The 24,354-nt window shown below is 50.6% G+C and carries 18 protein-coding genes; 12 read left to right on the plus strand and 6 right to left on the minus strand.

Annotation, left to right across the window (positions count from 1 at the left end; translation table 11 throughout):
• The first annotated feature begins 277 nt into the window (after positions 1-277).
• Together ACFQ0N_RS32520 and ACFQ0N_RS32525 are read left to right on the plus strand one after the other, a co-directional pair.
• Complete coding sequence (locus tag ACFQ0N_RS32520; protein WP_379334277.1) at positions 278-1,015, plus strand: phytanoyl-CoA dioxygenase family protein; 738 nt, start codon at positions 278-280, stop codon at positions 1,013-1,015.
• A 72-nt stretch (positions 1,016-1,087) separates the two neighbouring features.
• Positions 1,088-1,237, plus strand: a complete 150-nt coding sequence (locus ACFQ0N_RS32525; RefSeq protein WP_379334278.1) for a hypothetical protein — start codon at positions 1,088-1,090, stop codon at positions 1,235-1,237.
• A gap of 46 nt (positions 1,238-1,283) precedes the next feature.
• Here the strand turns inward: ACFQ0N_RS32525 and ACFQ0N_RS32530 are convergent, their stop codons facing one another.
• From ACFQ0N_RS32530 to ACFQ0N_RS32545, 4 genes are all read right to left on the minus strand, one after another.
• Entirely contained in the window at positions 1,284-1,727 is a 444-nt protein-coding gene (locus ACFQ0N_RS32530) for a hypothetical protein (protein WP_379334279.1), read from the minus strand.
• Position 1,728: 1 nt separating this feature from the next.
• On the minus strand, positions 1,729-3,936 hold the full coding sequence (locus ACFQ0N_RS32535; RefSeq protein ID WP_379334280.1) for an MMPL family transporter: 2,208 nt from the start codon (positions 3,934-3,936) through the stop codon (positions 1,729-1,731).
• 984 nt (positions 3,937-4,920) lie between these two features.
• Positions 4,921-6,309, minus strand: coding sequence for a sensor histidine kinase (locus ACFQ0N_RS32540; RefSeq protein ID WP_379334281.1), 1,389 nt, complete (start codon positions 6,307-6,309; stop codon positions 4,921-4,923).
• Positions 6,309-6,986, minus strand: coding sequence for a response regulator transcription factor (locus ACFQ0N_RS32545; RefSeq protein ID WP_379334282.1), 678 nt, complete (start codon positions 6,984-6,986; stop codon positions 6,309-6,311). Before ACFQ0N_RS32545 ends, ACFQ0N_RS32540 begins: the two co-directional genes overlap by 1 nt.
• A gap of 251 nt (positions 6,987-7,237) precedes the next feature.
• Here ACFQ0N_RS32545 and ACFQ0N_RS32550 point away from each other — a divergent pair, with 251 nt between their 5' ends.
• The 5 genes from ACFQ0N_RS32550 to ACFQ0N_RS32570 all read left to right on the plus strand — a co-directional run bounded on the left by ACFQ0N_RS32550 (position 7,238) and on the right by ACFQ0N_RS32570 (position 13,934).
• Entirely contained in the window at positions 7,238-8,542 is a 1,305-nt protein-coding gene (locus tag ACFQ0N_RS32550) for a response regulator (protein ID WP_379334283.1), read from the plus strand.
• A gap of 9 nt (positions 8,543-8,551) precedes the next feature.
• The gene (locus ACFQ0N_RS32555) at positions 8,552-10,327 is read left to right on the plus strand and encodes a sensor histidine kinase (RefSeq protein ID WP_379334284.1); all 1,776 of its coding nucleotides are present in this window, start codon (positions 8,552-8,554) and stop codon (positions 10,325-10,327) included.
• 119 nt (positions 10,328-10,446) lie between these two features.
• Complete coding sequence (locus ACFQ0N_RS32560; protein WP_379334285.1) at positions 10,447-11,409, plus strand: ABC transporter permease; 963 nt, start codon at positions 10,447-10,449, stop codon at positions 11,407-11,409.
• A complete protein-coding gene (locus tag ACFQ0N_RS32565; protein ID WP_379334286.1) occupies positions 11,403-12,263 on the plus strand; it encodes a carbohydrate ABC transporter permease in 861 nt (286 codons plus the stop codon). Before ACFQ0N_RS32560 ends, ACFQ0N_RS32565 begins: the two co-directional genes overlap by 7 nt.
• A gap of 105 nt (positions 12,264-12,368) precedes the next feature.
• Positions 12,369-13,934 carry an extracellular solute-binding protein gene (locus ACFQ0N_RS32570; RefSeq protein ID WP_379334287.1) on the plus strand — a complete coding sequence of 522 codons (1,566 nt, stop codon included), beginning with the start codon at positions 12,369-12,371 and terminating at the stop codon, positions 13,932-13,934.
• 61 nt (positions 13,935-13,995) lie between these two features.
• On the opposite strand, the gene ACFQ0N_RS32575 is transcribed toward ACFQ0N_RS32570, so the two are convergent.
• On the minus strand, positions 13,996-14,793 hold the full coding sequence (locus tag ACFQ0N_RS32575; protein ID WP_379334288.1) for a helix-turn-helix domain-containing protein: 798 nt from the start codon (positions 14,791-14,793) through the stop codon (positions 13,996-13,998).
• A 130-nt stretch (positions 14,794-14,923) separates the two neighbouring features.
• Between ACFQ0N_RS32575 and ACFQ0N_RS32580 the strand changes: the two genes are divergently transcribed.
• Complete coding sequence (locus tag ACFQ0N_RS32580) at positions 14,924-17,170, plus strand: FAD-dependent oxidoreductase (protein WP_379334289.1); 2,247 nt, start codon at positions 14,924-14,926, stop codon at positions 17,168-17,170.
• A gap of 89 nt (positions 17,171-17,259) precedes the next feature.
• On the opposite strand, the gene ACFQ0N_RS32585 is transcribed toward ACFQ0N_RS32580, so the two are convergent.
• Complete coding sequence (locus ACFQ0N_RS32585; protein ID WP_379334290.1) at positions 17,260-20,037, minus strand: S-layer homology domain-containing protein; 2,778 nt, start codon at positions 20,035-20,037, stop codon at positions 17,260-17,262.
• 554 nt (positions 20,038-20,591) lie between these two features.
• Between ACFQ0N_RS32585 and ACFQ0N_RS32590 the strand changes: the two genes are divergently transcribed.
• The 4 genes from ACFQ0N_RS32590 (at position 20,592) to ACFQ0N_RS32605 (ending at position 24,353) form a co-directional block, all read left to right on the plus strand.
• Positions 20,592-21,545: an ABC transporter permease gene (locus tag ACFQ0N_RS32590; RefSeq protein WP_379334291.1), complete on the plus strand. Its 954-nt coding sequence runs from the start codon at positions 20,592-20,594 to the stop codon at positions 21,543-21,545.
• Positions 21,535-22,488 (plus strand): iron chelate uptake ABC transporter family permease subunit, encoded by a 954-nt coding sequence (locus tag ACFQ0N_RS32595; RefSeq protein ID WP_379334292.1) that lies wholly within the window; start codon positions 21,535-21,537, stop codon positions 22,486-22,488. Before ACFQ0N_RS32590 ends, ACFQ0N_RS32595 begins: the two co-directional genes overlap by 11 nt.
• Positions 22,479-23,237 carry an iron ABC transporter ATP-binding protein gene (locus ACFQ0N_RS32600; RefSeq protein WP_379334293.1) on the plus strand — a complete coding sequence of 253 codons (759 nt, stop codon included), beginning with the start codon at positions 22,479-22,481 and terminating at the stop codon, positions 23,235-23,237. The genes ACFQ0N_RS32595 and ACFQ0N_RS32600 overlap by 10 nt, the downstream gene beginning before the upstream one ends.
• Before the next feature lie 81 nt (positions 23,238-23,318).
• Positions 23,319-24,353 carry a siderophore ABC transporter substrate-binding protein gene (locus ACFQ0N_RS32605; protein ID WP_379334294.1) on the plus strand — a complete coding sequence of 345 codons (1,035 nt, stop codon included), beginning with the start codon at positions 23,319-23,321 and terminating at the stop codon, positions 24,351-24,353.
• The last annotated feature ends 1 nt before the right edge of the window (position 24,354 follow it).

Raw genomic sequence — 24,354 nt, forward strand, 5'->3', positions numbered from 1 at the left:
TTTGATGATCATGAGCACAATTTCGCAAGAAAACGTCCAATTAAGGGCGCTCAGATCCGTTAGATTTCAAAAAGGGGGGGAATTGGCCAAATAACGTCTGTGACTTCCCTTAGATAAAACCGCTTTGCAGTCTGGCCCCTTGGGGGTTCGATAGCAACAGTTATGTTCCGAAGATACGCAGTATTTTTCGGAGCAAAAGAAAAGAAAACCTTTGCACTGTCCCGTTACAATGTTCGTAGCAGGATGAATACGACGATAAACATGGAGGGGACGCGCAATGTCGACGGCAGCACTGTCGCAGGAGGAAGTGGCTTACTACAAGGAAAACGGGTACTTGTTGCATCACAAGCAATTATTCAGCCCGGAAAAAATGCAAACTTTAACGGATATTTTTGAAGAGCAGCTGGCATTGAAAGGAAATAAGCTTTCAGATGAATTGGATACGCCGCATTTTCGCGATGAGCGGCTGCTCGATTTTTTGTTAAGCGACGAAGTGCTTGATTTGGTAGAACCGATTATCGGACCAAACATCGGGCTCTGGTCCAGTCATTTTATTTGCAAGGATCCGCATGTTGGCCGCTCGACGCCATGGCACGAGGATTCGGCCTACTGGAAGGGAAGACTTAGCTCCTTTGATAAAATTGTAACTGTATGGCTGGCCATTGACCGCAGCTGGAAGGAAAATGGCTGTATGCGGGTTATTCCAGGCACCCATAATAATGGTTTTTCCGATTATGAGAATGTTGATGCACGAATGAATTTGTTTGCGACACAAATTAAAAATGTCGATGAGTCCAGGGCAGTCTATTTTGAGCTGGAGCGCGGCGAGTGTTCGCTGCATGATTCCCGGATTATTCACGGTGCCACAGCCAATACGAGCCCATATCGCCGCTGCGGCTATACGATGCGTTATTTCTCCACGGAAGCAAGAGTCATTCCGGAAAAGAATCCAGGTTTTAAAGTGTGGCTGGCGCGCGGCAAGGATTTTGCCGGCAGTCCGTTTGTCAATGTTTAACGCCCGGCATTAAAGTATAAGCTGGCGATCAACCCGACATCCTAAGTTCAAACAGGAGGGAGGTGTTGATCGATGGCTAACAAGCAAAGGGCATCAAAAGCCGACGTCCAAACGACTAAATTGAATCAAATGCCTGAAGTTAAGGCGGAAGCAGCGAATGAGCTTGCACCAAGCCAAAACGAAGTAGGAGCAAAACGCAAAAAAGTAAATCAAAATAAATAATGTATAAAAGCCTCCAAGCCGCGAAAAGCGGCGGGAGGCTTTTTCTTCAGTATTTCATGCTGACAATGAATAATACAGCGGCAATCAGCACAAGCGATAAAGCTGAGGAACGGACAAAGCCGCTTATTTTCACCGAGCGATCCTCTAAATTTGACATCCGGCGTATCGTCCGACTTCCTACGATGCCGGTTAATATGATGGAAATAATAATGACGCTGCCGCCGCCTTTTTCCATAATACTAAGCCAAAAGGGTTTATCTTTTATATTGAGGTCAAGGATCATATATACGCCGCTTATCAGCACAAGAAAGGCGCCGAGATGGGAAATCCGCATCGCAATTCGGGCAATGCGCTGAGCGAGTTCGCGAATTTCGTTCGTCCCGTTTACATGGGATTTGACAAGAATGAACACAATAGTAGAGAAGAGCAGAGCACCGATCCATAATGAAAGGCCTGCAAAGTGAGCGAATAAGGAAATGCCGAACAGCATATTAATGACCTCCTGCTTGAGTTTGTTGTTTTGGCTTAAAGCCGATTGTCATAATTGCCGGCAGCAGCATGCCGCGTACGAGGAAAGTATCGATTAAGATTCCAGCAGCCATCGCAAAGCCGAAAAGATACAGCTCTTGTACCGGTTGTGTGATCAGCACTCCGAAAGTAGCGGCCAATATAATACCGGCTGAGGAAATGACGCCGCCGGTTGCGGCAACCCCATTCCGCACGGCATCACGCCATGAATGCTTGTGCGCCTCCTCCTTAATTCTTGAAACCAGCATAATGTTATAATCGACCCCAAGTGCAACCATAAAGACAAACGTATAGACCGGCAAGCGGTAGCTAAACGATTCGAAGTTGAATCCATAGTGGAACACAAGCCAGCTAATGCCGATTGTTGCCGCGTAGGAGACGAGGATCGTCAGCATCATATAGATTGGCATAACGATTGAACGGGTCTGGAAAGCAAGCATAATCGTAATCAATAAGGCGATGAGTGCAAAAATAATGATGGTATCGCGCTCGTTCATTGTCCGAACGTCGAGCTGCTCCGCTGTTTGCCCGGCAAAGTGAAGGGCATCGCGTACAGAGTCGAACCCGCTGCTATTAAGAATCGTGTTGCTGTCCTGACGCCATTTGGCCAATAGATCGAGCGCTTCTTGTTCATAAGGATGCGTATGCAAGACTGCCGTAAAGGTTAAAGTCTGTTTATCATCACCGAGCATGCTTGCGACTTTTGTGACATCCAGCTGATCCGGGTTAGGCTGCAATCGATCGATTTTGCCGTCTTGCCGCAATTGCGCCATTAGCGCGCGAACGCGCTGAGCCAGCTCATCGTCCGCTGTCATCGGCTGATCCGCATGAAGCATAACCGTAACCGGAGCCAGCTCGCCTACCGGATAATGCTGCTCCAGCAGTTCGAAACCGGCCCGCGAAGAAGTATCGGCCGGGAATGATTTCAGCAAGTTAAAGGAAAATTGTATATTCCATGCATTGCCGGCGGCCGCCAGCAGCGGCAGAAGGATAACAATCAGCACAGTTTTCGGTTTTTGTGTGACGAAGGTGCCGATTTTTTCCCAAAGTGACCGTTTACTATGCTGCAGTTGGGAGGTTTCTCCCGCCTTCGGAACAAAAGGCCAGAACGCTTTTCGTCCAACGAGCGCGAACAGGGCTGGAATCAAGGTAAGCCCGGCCAGTAATATGACGGCAACAGCAATCGAGAATACGGGTGCAAAGCCGTTATAGGGCTTGAATACTGCAGTGAAAAGAGTAAGCATGGCGATCAGCACGGTGCCTCCGCTGAACAAAATAGGCTCGGCCACATGCGTCATCGCTGCGCCCATTGCGGCATACTTTGATGCTTCCGTCCTGAGTGCTTCGCGGTAACGGGAAAAGACGAACAAGCAATAGTCGGTAATGACCGCAAAAAGCAAAATCATCATGATCGATAACGATTGCTTGTCGATTTCGAACAAGCCAAGCTTGCCTGACAATCCGATGATGCGGTCAACGGCAGCATAGACGATTCCGGCAATGATTAATGGGAAAATGGCCAGCAATGGCGAGCGGTAAATGACGATCAGCAAAATAAGAATGAGTACGACGGTGGCAATCATCAGTACAAAATCGGCATTGCGGAACAAGGTCAACGTATCGGAGGCGATGGCTGCCGGGCCGGTCAGATCAAGCTTGAGCTGCGGCGGAGCATTTTCCTCCCAGCGGGCTTTGACCTCATCCAGCGCCTTCAGCATTTCATCCGTCGTCAAATGATCCTGTAAACTGACCATAAGCAGAACAGTGGAGTGATCGGCGCCAAATAATCCAGCTCTCGCAGCTGCAGGCAGTGTATGAAAAGGGACTGCGCTTGCTATTGCTTGCGGCCGCTCCGCAGAAGCGAGCCATTCGCTAAAGGCGATGATTTGCTGCTCGGCAGCCGCGTCAATCGCTCCGTTTTCCTGATGGAAAACGAGTAATGCCGGCAATCCCTCGGAAGTAGTGTGCTGCTCATCAAGCAATTGCTTGGCGATGGCTGAAGGTGTATTTCCATCGACATGCCCTTCACCGGCGCTAATGGCAAATTGCTTTGCAGTCGGGGCTGCTGCGCTGAGCAGCACAATCAGAAGCAACCAGCCAACCAGTACAAGCTTGGCGCCCCGCTTGCTGGCTGCAAATTGAATGATAGGTTGTAGCGGCGAGCGTGTCATGTCTATTCCTCCTGTCGAGGGGTACTGCAGCTATTGTCGGGCAGAAGTGTGAATGGACTGTGAACAAAAGATTACAATGTTTAGGGGCGGCGGTAGCTCCTCCTCGAAGGACTTCGATAGAAGTTTATCTCTATAGTGTGGCCTAATTTAACGGATGCCACGGCCGCTATTTCCGAAAATTCGACCGATTTGAAATTGTAACGGAACTGTGAGCCGCTATTTGATAATGATGAGCCCGATTTCGCAAGAAAACGTCGAATTAAGAGCGCTCAGATCTAAGCTTGACCCACATCAGTTCCATGAAATTCCAGCAGACTATTTGTGGAGTAGAACCTGCTATTTAGGCGCTTTTAGGCAAACCATATTCATTGAGTATTTCCAACGAAAAACTTAATGTGGAATAAAAATCCTTAAAAACTCCTTTTAAGGAACGTGTAGAAGAACCCTCTTCACTATAGAAATCAGCTTTTTCGAAACAAAACACCTGATGGTAATCGTTTTCATCACCTTATTGTTCCTTTTTTGGATCAATTATTGTATTTCCATTTAATTGGAAGCGTTGTGGGGCAAGCTTAGCGCTCAGATCCGTTAGATTTCAAAATGAGGGGTTAATGGCGAAATAACGTCTGTGGCTTCCGTTGCAGCCGATTAGGGTGAGTTTTGGCTTATGAAGCAGTTTTCTGGGAGGGTTTTGAGGTAGGCGGACATACGTTCCGTTATTTGCTCGAAAAACAGGCGATTGGAAGTTTTCGTGGACAGACGATCCGCCATTTGCAGATTTTTCCTGCGTTTCGTGGCAATTTGAGGCCAATAACGGAACCAGGGTTAACCAGGGCCGCCCTGCCGTTTTGGCCCGTTTGTTCACAGATAACGGAACCACGGTCCGCACGGGTCCACTTGGGTCCGCACGGGTCCGCTTGGGTCTGCCACGCCCACGATTACCCAAGCCCAAGGAACCGCAGTGCGGCAGCGGCGGCTCCGACTTTAGCCTTGCAGACGTGGCAGATAAACAGTAAAGGCAGTGCCTGCATGGAGCTCACTCGAGACATCGATACGGCCGCCATGAAGGGTTAAGATCGTATGCACAATTGCCAGTCCGAGGCCGCTGCCAGCTCCGCCGGCAGCCCGGCTGCGTGCTTTGTCGGCCTTGTAGAACCGCTCGAACAGATGCGGCAGCTCCGATTCGGAAATGCCGGCCCCGGTGTCGCTTATGGTGACGATAATCCATTGCGGCGTTTCGCTAATGGCGACACTTAGCTTATCTTCAAGGGAAGAAAACTTGATGGCATTCGTAATCAGATTGAGCCACACTTCATAGAGCAAGTTGGCGTCGCCGACGATTTGTACGGCAGGCAATTCCAGCCCAAGCTGCAGCTGCTTTTCGCTCCACTGCCATTCCAGCATAATGATAATTTGCCGGATTTGCTCATCAAGCCGGAACGGGGCTTTGCGGATGTCCCGCTTTTCATTGTCCAGTGAAGCAAGGGTGAGCAGCTGCTTGCTGAGCGCGGACAGCCGTCTGCTCTCTTGTTCAATAATTTGCAAATGCTGCCGGGTCTCAGCCGGAATGTCATTGGTTAACGAAGCCTGCGCCAGTCCTTGAATCGAGGTGAGCGGCGACTGCAGCTCATGCGATACATTCGCTACAAATTCCTGCCGCATCTGCTCCACTTGTTGAATGGACTGCGTCATTTTAGTAAAGTTGAGCGCCAGATCGCCGAGCTCATCTTTGCGTGCTACGTCAAGCGCAACGTCATACTGCCCGTCTACAATTTGCTTTGTCGCTCTTGTCAGCGCCTTGACCGGCCTGACGATCAGCCGGCTTAGCAAAGCAATCAGCAGCAGGCTGACGATAAAGGTGGAGCCGAGCAGAACGGCGACGATCAGCCGTACCTCGCCAATTTGCTGCTCAAGGTCGGGGCGGACGAAGAGCGCGCCTTTGCCGCTTGCTCCATCGACAGGCAAGCCGATCGTATTGCGCAGGCTGTTTTCGAAAAAAGCGAATAGCATCAGCCGGCGGTATTCTTCATTGACGCCTTTGTAGACATTGCCGTCCAGCACGCCCCTGATAATGTCCGGCTGCAGCGAGCCATGCTTGAACGGAGAGCCGTAGGAGGTGCCATGCATACGGTCGTCGACGTAATAAACCTGGTAGCCGAGTGAGGCGACTTGGGCCAAATATGCGTCGCGCTGCTCAGGCGCCGTCTGTTCCAGCATGGCCGTTATCGTTTGTCCGGCCTGCCAGATTTTTTGCTGATTTTTTGTGTGGAGCGCTTCCTGATAATACAAATTCGTCAGCAGCAGGCCGATCAGGCAGCTGATTAGGGCGATTCCCATGAACGTGGCGACGATGCGTACATAGAGCGTCTTCACTAGTCCTTCACCTCAAGCTTGTAGCCAAGGCCGCGAATGGTCGTAATGGCAAAGTCCTGCCCGCTATCCGCAAATTTCTCCCGCAGCCGTTTAATATGCACATCTACCGTGCGGCTGTCCCCGGTATAATCGGCTCCCCACACCAATTCGATCAATTGCTCCCGCGTATAGATGCGTCCCGGATTGCTGGCCAGTTGGGCCAGCAGCTCAAACTCGCGAAGCGGCAGCGCGACCGTCTCGCTGCCGCGCTTCACCTCATAGCTTCTCCGGTCGATCGTAATGCGGCCAAGGCGTATCTCGTCAGAAGAGACAAGGCGATAGCGGCGCAGCAGAGCCTGCATGCGAAACAGCAATTCCTTCGGTTCGAATGGCTTGACCATGTAGTCGTCGGTACCGGCAAGGAAGCCGCTGGCTTTATCGTCGAGCTCCCCCTTTGCTGTCAGCATGATGACGGGCAAATCGTAGTGCGCGCGAATTTCCTGGCACAGCTCCAGCCCATCCATCGCAGGCATCATCACATCGACAATGGCGAGATGCACCTGTTCCTGCTCCAAAATTGCCGCCGCCTGCCGTCCGTCCCCGGCTTCCAGCACGGCATAGCCTTCCTTCGTTAGAATCAGCCGCAGCAAAGCGCGGATCGCCGGATCGTCATCAGCAACTAATATGTTCATGCGCATAGTAACAACTAGCTCCATTCTCACGTGAAATGATACTCAGAGTGTATCATAGAAGCCAGGCATGCATCCAATCGTGAAAATCAGTTGGGACAACTGCAGGCCGTTTATGGCATTATTTAAAATATAAGCTGTGTATAAGTTTCACCTTATACACAGCTTATATTCTAAGGGAAGAAACTTGGCGATGCGTCAAGGACAGCGTCAGCCGTTTCTTCTTGACTATCGATGCGTAGAGGAAGGAGATGAGACTAATGTTATATCCGGAAAAATTAACAGTACTTGTCGTCGATGATGAGGAGCCGCTGCGTGAAGAGCTGCGATCCTTGCCATGGCAAGACTATGGCGCTGAATTAGCGGGTGAAGCCGAGAATGGCGAGGAGGCGCTGATGATGTGCGCCGGGCTGCAGCCTGACGTCATCGTAACAGACATTATGATGCCGCTTATGGATGGGCTAGAGCTATGCCGCGCCATTCGCAGCCGCTATCTGCAGACGCAGATTATACTGCTGACTTGCCATAGTGAATTTGAGTATGCCCGGGAAGCGATTCGGCTTGGAGCGATCGATTATTTAATGAAGGTAGCGCTTGATGAAGACGATATGAAGAAGGCGCTGGATAAAGCGCGCGAAGCGATCAGGAGAGAGCATGCCGGCCGCAGAAGTGAACGGCATGGCAAGCGCAGCGAATTGTCGCGGCTCATTGCCAAGCTGGTGAAGGAAGGCGGCGAGCATGAGACAGAGACCTGCCGGCAGATTGAGCACCAGCTATTTGCGGGTTTGCCGCCGGTGCACGTGGCCAGACTCCACACGGAATGTCAGCCGGAATATCGCTATGAAGTGGCAATGGCTGTCCATCAGGTGCTGGATGAGCAGATGCTGCTGCCTGCGGAGCGGTTTGATTGGACGCCGGTGGATGAGAACGGGTACATGCTTTGGTTTAAGCCTGGTAAGGGTGAGGAGTGGGAGGCGGAGGCGATTCGAACGGCGGCGGAACGAATCATGGCCGCTCTGCAGCAAGGGGTGGATCGCCTGCTGCCTTACCTTAGCGGGGAAGTAAAATGGTTTACTCTGCTTGGCTCATCTGCTAAGGAAGCGAGCCAATTACCAGGCATTTTGCAGCAGTTGGAGCTATCCTCCAAGCATACAGAGGGTTATTATTCCGGTGATGTGCGTATGGCAGCTGCTGCTTTGTCGCCTGATACTGGCTCGACACTGACCCAGCGCGCCCCGCAGGAGCGCATATATCGCAAAGAGGTGCAGCATGCCATGGAATGGATGGCCAGCCGGTTGGCTGAACCGCTCACGCTCACTTCGGTTGCGGAGGAAGTCGGCCTCAGTTCCTTCTATTTCAGCCGCTTATTTCGCGAAGAAAGCGGAGAGTCATTTAACGATTATTTGACGCGGCTGCGTATTGATCAGGCGATTCGTTTATTGCAGACGACCAATTTGAAAGTCTATGAGGTAGCAGAGCGCGTCGGTATTCCAAGCTATCGTTATTTTTCTGTCGTGTTTCGGGGGAGGACAGGAGTATCGCCGACGGAGTTCAAGAAAGGGTGACGAAGGCTTATGCTGCGATTAAGACAACGGATCGGACGCCTTAGCATTGCTTCCAAGCATTTTTTATTTTTGTTTGCAGGGACATTGCTGCTCTACGGCTTACTGGCATGGTTAAATCTGAAGGACGCCGAGCAATTGTTTCGCGAGCAGGTTGTCAGTGATGCCGAAATTATTATTGACCGGACTAATCTCTATATGGACGCCTATTTGGATAATGTGCAAAATATATTGCTGCTGTTGTCTGATCGTGCCGATTTGCTGAAGGAAGGCAAGGAGGAGGAGGCGGTTAAGCTGCTGCGTCAATTTACCGAAAAAAACCGGACGCTGTACCGCAACCTCTATTTGGTAAATGCAGATGGGCGTGTATTTACGAATGCGCAAGTGAATTTTGAAATTATTGGAAACCCTGAGTTGGATAAGCTGTTAGAGCAAGCGCGGACAAGTCATGGCGTGTTTATTACGGAGCCTTACGATTCTCCGATGTCAGGGAAGACAGTAGCTTTTGTTCTGCCTTTGCGCGAACAGGAGCAGAAATTTCAAGGCATGGCTGTGGTCGAAATCGATCTCATTAAGCTGACTGGAGTACTGGCTCCTTACATGAAGACCAAAAACCAGACGTTTGCCATCGTAACCTCGAAAGGGAATGCAGTGCAAATGTTTGATTTTACCGAGCCGCTAAGCAGTTATCGGCTGCTGCCTTATCGGACGAATGTTGTGCCTCCGCAGCTGGAGCCGGCTTTTTTACAGCAAATTGATGAATTGAAGACAGGAGTGTCAGATCTTACGGGGCCGGAGGGGAAGCTGGTTGCGATCAAAGCAGGGGTCAATCGGCTTGGCTGGCATTTTATTGCGTTTTATGATGATCGTTATTTTTACCAGAATGTGTTTAAGCTTTATCGCAATTATGAGCATGTTGCTGTCATTTGGGTTTTGCTGCTGCTCTTCGGTTCCTATTTGATGAGCCGATATTTCGCCTATCCGCTGCGCACGCTGGTGGCCAAGATGAATCGGGTACGCGAGGTAGAGGTGTTGTCCAGCATTCATGTGACGCGCGAGGATGAGATCGGCGAGCTGACTAAAAGTTATAATGCGATGATGGAACGGATTCAGCATTTGGTGCATGAAATTAAAGAGGTGCAGACTCATAAGCGGCAATTCGAGCTGCAAATGCTGCAGAGTCAAATTGCTCCCCATTTTTTATATAATACCTTGGCATGTATAAGCAGCTTGGCGAAACAGCAAAAAACTGACGCGGTGAGGGAGACCATTAAATCGTTGGTGCGGCTGCTCTCATTCAGCTTCAACAAGCAAAGCGAATATGTCACGCTGGAGGAGGAACTGGAGGGGCTGCGCATGTATGTTCATATACAGCAGGTACGCTATGGGGACAAATTCAACTTGCATACGGAGATTGAGCCAGAGGCCTTGCAATGCAAGGTGCTGAAGCTGACGCTGCAGCCATTAGTGGAAAATTCCATTTTTCATGGTATTGCTCCAATGAAGCGGCATGGTGAAATTCGGCTGCGTGCCAAGATAGCAGGCGGACGGCTAATATTGCTGCTGCGCGACAATGGAAAGGGGATGGAGCAATCGCAAGCGGAACATATTTTGACAGAAAGAAGGCAGCCTCCTAACAAGCACCGCTTTACTGGAATCGGCACGATGAATGTGCATGAGCGGATTCAGATTCATTTTGGCCAGCCTTTTGGGCTGCAGGTGATGAGCGTGCCGGAGCTTGGGACGCTGATCCGGATCGAAATGCCGGCAATTACTGCTGAAACGTAAGCGATTGCAAGAATTGAAACAGTTTCGCATAATCCATGCATATTATCTCGCTTTTGTGCTTGCTATACTTCAATTACAACAGTGTAAGCGCAAACATGAAAGGACGAGGTGATGTGGAAATGGAGAGGGCAGCGACAGTCCCCGTCCCTGTGACCGGGGAAGTAAAGCCGCCGCCAAGGCAGCTTGGCAAACGGATGTGGGCATATCGCGCTTTTTATTTGATGATGCTGCCCGGTATTGTGTATTTTATTTTGTTCCGTTATTTGCCGATGTACGGCGTGGTGATTGCCTTCAAGGACTACAGTATGCTGGACGGCATGCTTGGCAGCAGTTGGGCCGATCCGTGGTATAAATATTTTGAGCAATTTTATAACTCGCCTTACTTTTCTCAGCTGTTGACGAACACGGTTGTAATTAGCTTTTATAAGCTGATTTTCGGTATTATACCGCCAATTTTAATGGCGCTGCTGTTCAATGAATGCCGGGTGCGATGGTTTAAGACAGTGGTGCAGACGCTCACGTATATGCCGCATTTTTTATCCTGGGTTATCATTTACGGCATTTTGCTTGCTTTAATGTCGCAAACCTCTGGTTTGCTTAATCGCTGGATTGAAGAAGCGGGTCTGACCTCGATTCCGTTCCTAACCTCAACCGATTATTTCCGTTCGATATTAGTCGGTTCGGAAATTTGGAAGGATCTCGGCTGGGGAGCGATCATTTATTTGGCGGCAATGACTGGCATCGATCCGACGCTATATGAAGCGGCCAAGGTGGATGGTGCAGGACGGCTGCGCATGGTTTGGCATATTACTTTGCCAGGCATTCGCAATGTCATCGTCTTGCTGCTTATATTGAAGCTCGGTCATATTATGGATGCCGGATTCGATCAGATCTACATTTTGTACAATATTCAGGTGTATGAAGTGTCCGATATTTTGGATACATGGGTGTTCCGCAATGGCCTGCAGCAGCTTAATTTCAGTCTTGGTGCAGCTGTCGGATTGTTCAAGTCGCTCATTGGCCTTGTCCTCGTACTCGGCTCCAATCATTTAGCCAAGAAATGGGGCGAGGGTATATGGTAAAAAGCTGGGAAGACCGCGTTGTGAACGGTATTGTCTATCTGGTGCTTGGTCTTTCGGCGCTGGCTGCAATATTGCCGCTTATGTATGTCGTCAGCGTGTCGATCACACCAATCTCAGAAGTGATGAAAAACGGCGGCTTTATTCTTATTCCAAAAACAGTAACGTTTTCCGCCTATGAACAGCTTTTTTCGCAAACGGGCATTTTGCGGGCGATGTGGGTGACGGTATTTATTACCGTTGTCGGCACAGCCGTCAATCTCATATTAACGGCCCTGCTAGCGTATCCGCTTAGCCGCAAGTCCATGCCGGGCCGCAGTCTGGTGCTGCTGATGATTTTGTTTACGATGCTGTTCAGTGGAGGCATTATCCCAACTTATTTGATTGTGAAATCATTAGGCTTGCTCGATTCGGTATGGTCGATGATTTTGCCGAATGCGATTTGGAGCTTCAATGTACTCATTATGAAAAGCTTCTATGAAGGGATGCCGGAGGAGCTGTTTGAGTCGGCGAGAATTGACGGGGCAAAGGAATGGCGTGTGCTGCTGCAAATTGTTGTACCGTTATCGATGCCGTCGATGCTGACTATTGGCCTGTTCTATATGGTTGGCCACTGGAATGAGTTTTTTCAGGCGATTATGTTTGTGACCGATCGTTCATTGTTCCCACTACAGGTCATTATTCGTGAAATACTGATGATGACGCAGCAACCGCTGGAAAATGTTGAAAACATGCTGCCGACAGAGACGATGCAAATGGCATCCGTCATAACGGCGAGCTTGCCTATTATTCTCGTGTATCCGTTTATTCAGAAGCATTTTACGAAAGGGATGCTGCTTGGATCGGTGAAAGGCTGAATGCCGCAGCGATTGTCTGCTATTGATGAGCGCACTGCAGGGCGTCATCATGTAGATTCAATCGACGGATTCACATAATGAAATGGATGAGAGGGGTTGCAGGCGATGAGAAATAAAAGCATCATTACAAAATTTATGGTTGTTCTGGCGATAGCTGGTTTGATGGCTGGATGTGGAAGTACGGGGGACGGCAACGGTTTAACTGCTGGAGCCGGGGAGGGTGTTCAAGAGAAAAAGCCGGAAAACAATGCCGGCGGCAAGAATAAGAATGATGCAGGAAAACCGATCAAAATCGAGGTCATTGAGCCAGGCAACGGCCTGCCGTCGCCTGATCAGGATATCATTAAGCAGGAGCTGGATAAAGCGCTCGGCATCGAGATGAATTTGACCGTTTATGCCTCAGGGGATGACTATCGCAATCAATTGAATGTGCGGATGGCTTCCGCAAACTTCCCTGATCTGTTCCGGCTTGATCGCCAGCAAATGAAACAATTTTCCGAGCAAGGTCTGCTGCTTGATCTGACGCCTTATCTCGACAAGCTCAAGCCGACGATTGATTTTATCGGAGAAGAGAGCTTGAAGAAAGGGACAATGAACGGCAAAGTGTATGCGATCGCCAAGTCGCCGCAAATTCCGTACAACACTTTCTGGATTCGCAAGGATTGGCTGGACCGTCTGCAGCTTGATGTGCCGAAAAACCTGGATGAGCTGCTCGCGGTAGCTAAAGCCTTTACGACAGGCGATCCGGATGGCAACGGCAAGAAGGACACTTTTGGACTGACTGGAGCGGGAATACAAACCTTCAATACCGTCTTCGGCGCCTTTGGCATCGGCTTTGATGGGGGACCGGTAATCTATATGAAAGATGGCAAAATGGTCAATTCCCTGTATGACCCCAGTATGAAGGATGCCTTGGCGTATATTAAAGAAATGATTGCCGCAGGCGTCGTTGATCCGGAAATTATGGCTAATACCGGCCTGCAGCATCACGAAAAAGCGATCAAGGGGCAGTCCGGCATCATCTATATCGACTGGCCGAATATGACGAAGGAGCAGTTTGTTGAGCAGATCAAAGCGGTCAATCCGAATGCGGAATGGATTCCGGTGAAAGCGGTGGAGGGGCCTGGCGGCGCATACGCCAGCGCATGGGATGTCGGGATGACTCCCGGCCTGAACGCGCTGCCAAAATCGCTGGAGAAGGATCCGGAAAAGCTGGACAAAATGATCGAGCTGCTCAATTATGTATCGACGGAAGGGGCCAATCTTGTTCAGTATGGCGTGGAAGGCTCGCACTTCAATATGGAGGGCGGCAAGGTCGTGCCGACAGAGCTGCTGAGCAAGGAAGGGGCGTATTTCTGGCTGTACCAGTTCACCGGCCGGCCGGAGATGGAATATTTGCAGGTTAAGTTTGCCAAGCAAAAGGAATTTATTGAGTTTGCGGATAATGAACCGCGTGTTGATTCGTATGGCGGCTTTATTGATCCCCCCGATGGCTTCAACAGCGCCGATGCATCCCGATACATTGGAGAAGAGCTGACCAAGTTTATTTACGGCAAGCGGCCTATTGAACAATATGATGACTTTTTGAAAACGCTGGAAAGCTCGATGAACTATCGCGTCTTCCTTGATTCTGCCGAGCAGCAATTAAAGGCGCTGGGATATATACAGTAATCTGGTGAGGCCTTCGTCCCTACTGAAAAGTGGGGCGGGGGCTTCATGCTGCTCTGCCAGGCTACACCTGGCGGCTGCGGCGGTAAGCGGAAGGATTGATCCCCCGCTTGCGCGTAAATAGACGGCTGAGGTAGAAGCCGTTTTCGTAGCCGCATAGCTGGGCGATCCTGTCGATGCTGAACGACGTCTCTTCCAGCAAGCGCGCCGCCCGGTCAAGGCGGAGCGCAGTCATATATTCAAGCGGCGTAACGAAGTAGGCTGCCCGGAATCCGCGCGTAAGTTGAACGGGAGTAAGCCCGATTGTACCGGCGAGCTTTCGCATATTGACCGGTTCATGCGCATGCGCGGTCAAGTATTGCTGCGCCTCCCGGATGCGCGGATCGACATCGATGGGGGGCTCGGGTTCAACGACGGCCGGCTGCTCCTTCATCGCCCGCTCGATGTGGATCATTTGCCACAGATCATTAAGCAGATGCTGCTTGCCGGATAAGACCGCTTCCGCTGTCCAGTCTGCAAGGGCGGATATTTTGTTCAAATAAGTCAGGCTGGAGAGCAACCGCTCTTTGTCGGCGAACAGCCATAAACCGGGTGGCATGTCCGGGAAGCCGTTCCACTCGAACTGCAGCACATGAAAGGAAAGCGGTTCGACTGTTTTGCGGTAAAACCAGGTGTGCGGAGGACAGAGCACGAGCTCGCCGGAGCCGGCAATGCCCTCATAATCGCCGATGGCAAAGCTGAATTTGCCGGACTCGACGGCAAACATCGTCCAATCGCTGTAGCTGTCGCGCTCCAGCGCGAACTGTTTTTTATGATGCCAGTAGACATGGCTTTTCAGCAGCGGGAAACGATCATTTTCCATCGTCTTCGCATCTCCTTTATTTGATGAAATAACGGATATATATGTTTGCAATAAGGTGCATGTTATTTGTATTTTATGGGGTGTATGATGAAATTACGGATATAATTATATCATAAAGGAGTGCCTTGCGGTGAAATACGAAGTTGTGCAGACAGAGGTAACGGTAATTGGCGGCGGTCTGGCGGGCGTATGTGCGGCGATTGCAGCGGCCAGAGCTGGACAGACGGTATCGCTGGTGCAAAACCGGCCGGTGCTGGGCGGCAATTCCAGCAGCGAGGTCCGCGTGTGGGTATGCGGAGCGACGGGGCATGGCATTAATCGCTATGCGCGTGAAACTGGCATTATGGGTGAGCTGTTTGTCGAAAATCAGTATACGAACCCGGAAGGAAATCCGTATTACTGGGACCTGGTCGTACTGGAAGCAGTTAAGGCTGAAAAAAATATTACTTTATATTTGAATACAGATGTACATGAAGTAGAGGCCGATGGGGACGAGGAAAATCGGGTTATTCGTTCCGTTACCGGCTGGATGATGGGGTCGGAGCGGCGCATCCGCTATGAAAGCCAAGTTTATATCGATTGTACGGGTGACGGGCTGGTCGGCTTTATGGCCGGCGCGCGCTACCGGCTCGGCCGCGAGGCGAAAGCGGAATATAATGAAGATTGGGCGCCGGAGATAGCCGATGATATTACACTCGGCAGCACGATCCTTTTCTATACGAAGGATCTGGGACAGCCCGTCAAATATATTCCGCCCAGCTTTGCCATTGATATTACGAAAACCTCAATTCCCGTCAATCGCGTCATTCGCAGCGGCGACAACGGCTGCGCCTATTGGTGGATTGAGTGGGGCGGCGAGCATGACATCGTGCACGACAATGAGCGGATTCGCGACGAGCTGTGGGCGGTCATCTACGGCATTTGGGACTATATTAAAAATTCCGGCAAATTCGACGCCGATAATATGACGCTGGAATGGGTCGGCACCGTGCCGGGCAAGCGGGAGTACCGCCGTTTTGTCGGCGATTATGTGCTCAATCAGAATGATATTCTTGCGCAGATGGAGTTTGATGACCGGGTTGCTTACGGCGGCTGGTCGATCGATTTGCATCCGCCGCAAGGGGTCTATTCGACGGAGAGCGGTTCGAAGCATTTGCATGCTGACGGCATCTATCATATTCCGTTCCGTTCGCTCTATTCGGCCAATGTCCGCAATATGCTGATGGCCGGCCGCAACATCAGTGCTTCGCACGTTGCTTTCGGCACGACCCGCGTTATGGCAACTTGCGCTGTAATAGGCGAAGCGGCCGGCTTCGGGGCGGCGCTTAGTGCGCAGAAGAAAGTGACGCCGCGCGAGCTGCATCACAATCATATGAAAGAATTGCAGCAGCTGATGCTGAAGCACGATTCTTCCATTGTCGGTTTATGCAATGAAGATGAGCTGGATTTGGCGCGGCAAGCGAAGGTATGTGCTTCCAGTACGATGACGCATCTGGCGATTGAAGAGCAGATCGGCAGTTTTGCTCTGAGCAGAGACGTAGCTGTCCTTGTTCCCGCCGACCCGGGCCTTGACGGCGTGGAGCTGCTGGTCGAAGCAGCGGCAGCGACTAAGGTGGAAGTGGAGCTGTGGCATACCGGGCGCGGCGAAAATTATGTACCGCATACGATGCTGTCCGCGGCGTCGGCAGAGGTGAAGGAGCCGGGCAAGCAGTGGGTGAAGCTGGACGTGAGCTGGACGCCGGATACGCCGCAAAATGCGATCATTATCATTAAAGCGAATGAGCATCTGGCGATCGGCCTGTCGGAGCAGTATACGGGCGTGATGGCTTTCCTGAAAGGCGATAAGCCGCGGGTTTCCTCGAATCTGGAGGATCATCAGCCCGATCAGCCTGTCGTGCAATGGGCGATGCGCCCCTTCGCGCGCAAAGGGGTCTGCCTGCGGCTGACGGCGCCAACGGCCGCTTATGCGCCGGAAAAGGCGACCGACGGCTATATCCGCCCTTATGCCGGACCGCATATGTGGTCTTCCGCCGCGCTGCAAGCGGGCAAGGAAGAATGGCTGGAGCTGAGCTGGGAGCGGGAAGTGAGCGTGCGTTCGATCTGGCTGAAGTTCAACGACGATGTCAACGAAGATTTGATCAATTTGCATCATCATCGCACGCCGTTCGATGTCATTCCGGAGCTGGTGCGCAATTACCGGATCGAGGCCGAGGTTGCCGGCGAGTGGGTTACGGTAGCGGCACTGCAGGACAATCGCAAGCGGCATCAGATTCACATGCTGGATGAAACCGTGACGACGACAAAGCTGCGTGTGGTGGTGGAGTCGGTCAACGGCGGCAAGTTTGCGGAAATTATTGAAGTGCGGGCATACGCATAAGCGGCCGCAGAGAATGAACCGCACCAGCAACGTCAGGCTGCGGGAGTCCTTTGGGCCCCCGCAGCCGTTTTTTTGTCAGCTTATTGCTGCTATTCCTTGCTGCTGCGTACCAGACGTTCCATGACCATGGCCACTTCGGCACGAGTAGCTGTATCCTGCGGCTTAAGCTTGCTGCTGCCGCTACCGATCAAAAGTTTGCTGCCGACAGCCCACTCCATAGCTTTGGCAGCCCATGAGGAAACAAGCTGTTTGTCTGCAAATCCGGAAAGTGATTGCGCAGCGCTGAGATCATAATCGGCATTTTTGGCATAGTTGAACAGGATAAGCGCCAGCTGCTCGCGGGTAATGAGCGCATCAGGCGCAAATTTGCTGCTGCTGATGCCGTTCACAATACCGTGGCTGCTTGCCCATGCAACAGCATCATAATAGTAGGCATTAGCATCCGTATCGTCGAAGCGGGCTGAGCTGTCGCCAGCAGGCTTGCCCGCTAAACGGTGCAGCACAGTGACAAACATCCCGCGAGTCATTTGGCCGTTCGGGCTAAAGGTGGTGCCGGATGTGCCTGTGAACAGCCCGCTGCTCACAACAAAGTCAATAGCAGAAGCCGCCCAATGATTGCCAACATCCGTAAAGCCAGCTGATGGGACAGTAGGCTTCTCCGGCTCAGGCCTCGGTTCGGTCGTTATTTTCTCAAAGGTAACGACGACGGTATCCGTTGATTTTAAATCCTTAAGAACGGCAAGCTGGCCTTTGGAAACGCCGTTAACCGTCACATCTTTAATCCGGTAGCCTTGGTCAGCAATAATCGAGACGCTTCCGTCATCATTCGTTTTTGTCGTACCGCCATCGCCTAAGACTGTAACGCCAGGCTTGGACGGAACCGGAATCGGCCAAGGATAGCCGGATGAACCGTTGTTGGAATTATCGGACGGCAGCGCTTTGACAATGACGGTGAAGTCCTTGTCCGCGCTTTTGCCGCCCCGGGTTACCGTCGCGGTCAATGTAATGCGCGCATCGTTCGATCCGCTGGACGGGCGGGTGACGACCGCCTTATCCTGATCGATTGTTAGCGTACGCTCATCGCTACTCTTCCATTGGATGGCGGCGCCATGCAGTCCTTCGGACGGCAGGGTGAAGGAGGCGGTTACGTCACTCGTATCTGCCAGCTGCGCAGTAATTTTCGCGATCGTATCCGCTACAGCCTGCTCATCGCTCAGCTCCGTTACGTTAACAAAGATCGGATTCGAATAGAACCACAAGCCTGTATAGTTCCGGTCGTTAATAAAGTTGAAGCGATCTTCATTCTGCCCGGATTCAGGCGCATCGCCAGGCTTATAAGGCTGATCCATCAGCGGCTCGCCATTTTCCGTATAGTTTACAACGTCGGTGCCCAAGTTCGTCCCGCGCAAACGATAGTAGCGGTTCTTATCCGCTGGTACGGTATAAGTAATCGTATAATAGCCGTCTGCATCAGGCTTGCCCCAATCCGCCTTCGTAAATCGTTTTACGACCTTTGTGGTTTCATTTGTTGTGTCCGCATATTCGCTTTCGTCCAGCTTGCCTGTCACTTCACCGGAAATCAAATCAATATGGTCGACTTGAACGTTGTTCGTTACAGCAGTCTGATGGTCGCTAATAGGAGCGTAGTTATTGTGGTCAGGGCTCTTGAAGCGAATGGTGATCGTCGTATTGTCTCCCTCGGTCACTTGCAGTTGTCCGCCCATTTCGGCTTGCCCGTCTTTGGCGCTTGCTTTAAAATCCAGCGCGTCAATAAGATGGCCGTACACGGCGAAGGATTTGCCGGAACGCATGCCTTCTGCGACATCTTTGAATTTATCGCCATTGACCCAGACATAGTTCTGGGAAAATTCGCTGGGCCAATAGCCGCTGGAATAGTTGCGGTTGCTGCTGACTTTGAAATGAAAATCCGAATTTGCAAAGTTCCAGAAGCGCCGTCCCTCACCGAGCAAGGAATCCCAGATTCCCCCGACCTCGGCAATCATCACGTCCGCTCCGCCGTAAATGTCGATCATCTCAGAGCGGTTCTCGCCTCCCGCCATATGGTTGCCCGGCATTCCTTCCATGCCGAAGACGATATCAGGCGCAATGTCATTCATCTTGCGAAGGTCTTCAATCCGTACGACGCCGGTATCGCTTCCGTTATGGCGGGAAGGATGGTTCGGCAGTACAAAGCTTTTCGGATAGTTTTGGTTCAGCCAAGCGATTGCCTCAAACGTTTTATCCTTATTGAGCTTCAGCTCATCCTTGCTCAGTCTCGGTCCCCACAGCTCTTCCTCATTGCCGTGAAACTGATCCTTGCTGGTGTCATAGCTGTACAGCCATTCAAATTGGCGGATCGCTTCGACCGGCACCTCATCATTGGATGAATCAATAATGCCGACTGAACCATGGTCCAGTCCCATCATATCCCACTCAAAACCGGAATAAATGATCTTTCCGGCAAATTTTCCGGCTTCCTGCAGCTGCTTCAGCGTCGCCTGCTGATCGCGAATCGCTTCCCATCTGGCAGTCGGCTTATCGTTGCCGCCAGGGTCGCGAGGAGAGTTGCGCAAATGGTCGGATAGCATAAGGAAGTCGAACGGCGCGCCGAAGTTCAAGGAAGCAATGGCCTCCGGAGGCAGCTGCTCCAGGTCTTCGCGGAATGCCGCATTCAATATATTTTCCAGCTTCATGAACGGTTCGGATGCATCGCTTGATTGCACCGTATGGACATGGTACTCGCCGGTCAGCCATTTCCCTTCTGCCGGAGCGGATGGCTCAGCCTGGGCAGGGGTGATGGATAGCGCTTGAGACAGCATCAGTACAGCCATTGAGCCGCCGATCAAGGGGGTTCGTCTTTTTTTCATGGTAGTTTCCCTCATTTCACAATTTACATAGAATGGCACGATACAAACTTGTATGTAAGCAACGGCCGCACACACGGCCTGGCAACATGAAAAATAATAATAAAAGTTTGTAAAAACAGTTCGTGCATTTCATTGATAAATTGTAAAGCTGGTGTGGGAATAACAGGGAATAAGGCGCCGGCTCACGACCAGTGGTATTATGGCAAATTGCGCGGTGACGGGCGAAACACTATTCTGCTTACCGGTCATTTGGCTGCCGGAAGTTACGGACGCCGCCTGCTGGAAGAACGGGCGGGCTGCAACTGCCGGGTGGAACGGGTCCGCTACAAGGTTCATCAAGGGATTGATGATAGGTCCAGCCCTGCCCGCCATTGTGACAAAGCATCGACCCGGAAGACATTCTACAGAAAAATCCATGCTAAAAATAGAAAAGTCCATTCAAGTAGCCGGAAATATCGGTAGTATTATAGAAGGTAATGATAATCATTATCAACAACAAGGTTTGCTGATACTCAATTGGAGTACATATTATAACAGGGATTGAAGGACGGGTCATGAGAATAAGCTATTTGTGGACGGCGCTCATCCTATTGTCGGTGTGCTCCGTATTTATTGGCGTGAAGGATATCTCGCCGCTGGATCTTTTCAGCTTGTCGGCCGAGCAGCAACAGACATTGATTATCAGTCGCATTCCGCGTCTGATCAGTCTGATCATTGCAGGCGTGAGCATGAGCGTCGTCGGTCTTATTATGCAGCAGCTCAGCCGCAATAAGTTCGTCTCGCCCACGACAGCGGGGACAATGGATTCCGCCAGTCTGGGCCTGCTCGTTGCCGTGCTGATGTTTGCCTCGGCTACGCCGCTGACGAAGATTGCTGTAGCATTCGTATTTGCGCTGGCCGGAACCTTTCTCTTCATGAAAATACTGGATAAGGTCAAATATAAAGATTCGATCTTCATTCCGCTGGTAGGCTTGATGTTCGGGAATGTAGTGGGCTCCATTACTACGTTTTTTGCATACAAATACGATCTGATTCAAAGCTTGTCCGCATGGCTGCACGGCGACTTTTCGATGATTTTGAAAGGGCGCTACGAGATGCTGTATGTCAGCGTCCCGCTGGTCGTGCTTGCCTATATTTTTGCCAACAAATTCACCGTTGCCGGGATGGGCGAGGAATTCGCGGTCAACCTGGGGCTGAATTACAAGACGGTCGTCAATTTGGGGCTTGTTATCGTAGCGCTTGTATCGGCAGTCGTCATTTTGACGGTCGGCAATATTCCGTTTCTCGGCTTGATCATCCCGAACATCGTTACGTTGTACCAGGGCGATCATCTGAAAAAGAATTTGCCGCATACGGCATTGCTTGGCGCAGTGTTCCTTATCTTTTGCGATATCTTGGGCAGGATCATCATATTTCCGTATGAAATTTCGATTGGGCTTACAGTCGGTGTAATCGGAAGCGGCATATTCCTGTACTTGCTCATGAGGAGAAAGTCATATGGGTTATAAAATGAAAATTGGCCTGCTGGCTGCTGCTGCAATCGTGCTTGTCATTGTCTTTTTGACCATTGATGCCGGCGGCAACTGGGATTATGTGCTGCCGCGCAGAGGCAAAAAAATACTCGCCATCATTTTGACCGGCGGCGCGATTGCCTTTTCGACGCTGGTGTTCCAGACGATAACGAACAACCGTATTTTGACGCCGAGTATTATCGGGCTGGATTCGCTTTATTTGCTCATTCAAACCGTAATCGTTTTTGCCTTTGGCTCGATGACGCTGACGATGATGAATAAAAATCTGCATTTTTTGCTTTCTGTCGGCTTGATGGTGTTATTCGCTGGCGTCTTGTATAAGATTTTGTTCAAGCGAGAGGGGAGCAATATTTACTTCTTATTGCTGGTCGGCATTATATTCGGTACTTTTTTCTCGAATATTGCTTCGTTTATGCAGATGCTGACCGACCCGAATGAGTTTTTTACAGTGCAGAACAAAATGTTTGCCAGCTTTAATAATGTAAAAACTGAGTTGCTTATTATCGGAATTATTCTCATCGCCGCGGCGATCGCCTATTTTATGCGCTATGCCAAATATTTGGATGTTTTGTCACTGGGCAAGGATCATGCGGTCAATCTTGGCATCGATTACGATTTTGTCGTCAAGCGGATGCTGCTGGTCGTATCAGTGCTCGTGGCGGTATCGACGGCCTTGGTAGGGCCGATTACGTTTCTCGGACTGCTGGTTGTCAATGTCACCTATCAATATATACGCACCTTTCGCCATCGGCTGCTTATCCCGACCGCTATGCTCATTAGCATCGTCGCCCTGCTGGGCGGGCAGCTGATCGTTGAGCGAGTCTTTACCTTCTCAACTACGCTCGCAGTCATCATTAACTTTATCGGTGGAGTTTACTTCATCTATCTTGTACTGAAGGAGAACAAATCGTGGTCGTAGTCCGTAATGTGACGAAGCAATATGGTAACAAAAAAGTCATCGATAACGTCTCGGTACAGATTGAGCGGGGCAAAATTACATCGTTCATCGGGCCGAACGGAGCCGGCAAAAGCACGCTGCTCTCGATCATCAGCCGCCTGATTGCCAAAGACAGCGGTGAAGTGACGATTGACGGTCAGGACGTATCGAAGAGCAAGAGCGGCGACTTAGCGAAGAAAATATCGATTTTGAAGCAATCCAATCATATCAACGTCCGTCTGACGGTAAGGGAACTGGTCAGCTTTGGCCGCTTTCCGTATTCGCAGGGCAGACTGACGAAGGAAGACTGGAAGTATGTAGATGAAGCCATTGCCTATATGGAATTGACCGATATGCAGGACAAATATTTGGATCAGCTTAGCGGCGGTCAAAACCAGCGGGCCTTCATCGCCATGGTCATTGCGCAAAATACCGAATATGTGCTGCTCGATGAGCCGCTGAACAATTTGGACATGAAGCATTCGGTGCAAATTATGAAGGTGCTGCGCCGTCTGGTCGATGAGTTGGGCAAAACGGTCATTATCGTTATTCACGACATTAACTTTGCTTCCTGTTATTCGGATTATATCGTCGCCCTGAAGGGCGGGCGCATTATCCGGGAGGGGCCGACGGAGGACATTATCGATTCGGCGGTCTTGAAGGAAGTGTACGATATGGATATTCATATCGAGCAAGTGCAAGGCAAAAAAATATGCGTGTATTTTACTTAGAGCGCCGACGCTTGTGCGTACGACGAGCCAACGCACTATAGTAATAATATATAGAATAATCTAAAAGAAAAGGTGGACACTATGAAAGCAAAAATTTCTTTAGTATTGCTATCTATTTTACTGGTTGCTGTTCTGGCGGCCTGCGGTTCCAAAGAAGCTAACAACCCTGCGCCTGCCGATAAAGGCAATAAGATTACCGGCTCAGCATCGGCCAACAATGCAACAGGTAAAGAGAATGCTGCAAACAACGGGAACGGTGAAGCCTCCCAGGCATGGCCGATGACAATTAAGCATAAACTTGGCGAAGCACCATTGGACAAAAAACCGGAAAAGGTTGTCGTCTTTGACTCCGGTGTACTGGATACGCTTGATGTATTGGGAGTGCCGGTGGCAGCAGCTCCCCGTGACGGTCTGCCTGCATATCTGAAAAAATATTCAGGTGATGAGTACACGAACGCCGGCACGCTGTTTGAGCCAGATTTTGAAAAGCTTAACGCTTTGAAGCCAGACGTAATTTTCATCTCGGGACGTTCCTCCGAGGCATACGATGAGTTGAACAAAATTGCGCCAACGATCTTTATGGGCGTAGATACAGCGAACTACTACGATTCTTTTGTTGAAAATATGAAAAACCTTGGCCTGATTTTTGAAAAGCAGTCAGAAGTAGAAGCGGAGCTGGCGAAGCTGGATGACGAAATCGCCACTGTGCGCGAAGCTTATGAAGCAAGCGGCAAAAAGGGTCTGATTGTATTGACCAATGCCGGCAAAATGAGCGCATACGGCAAAGGCTCCCGTTTCGGCTTGATCCATGATGTGCTGGGCGTTGCTCCTTCGGATGACAATATTGAAGTATCCACACATGGCATGAGTGTAACGAGCGAATATATCGCCGAGAAAAACCCGGATTTCTTGTTTGTCATTGACCGCAGCGCAGTTGTACAAAGCGAAGGCGGCGAGACTGCACAGCAAACGATCGAGAACGATCTGGTGAAAAATACGAATGCATCCAAAGACGGCAAAATCATTTACCTGGATCCGAACTACTGGTATCTGTCCGGCGGCGGATTGGCGTCGATGAGCGAAATGGTGAAAGAGGTTGGCGCAGCGATCAAGTAAT

The sequence above is a fragment of the Paenibacillus sp. GCM10027626 genome, assembly GCF_042676285.1.
Taxonomy (GTDB): Bacteria; Bacillota; Bacilli; order Paenibacillales; family Paenibacillaceae; genus Paenibacillus_Z.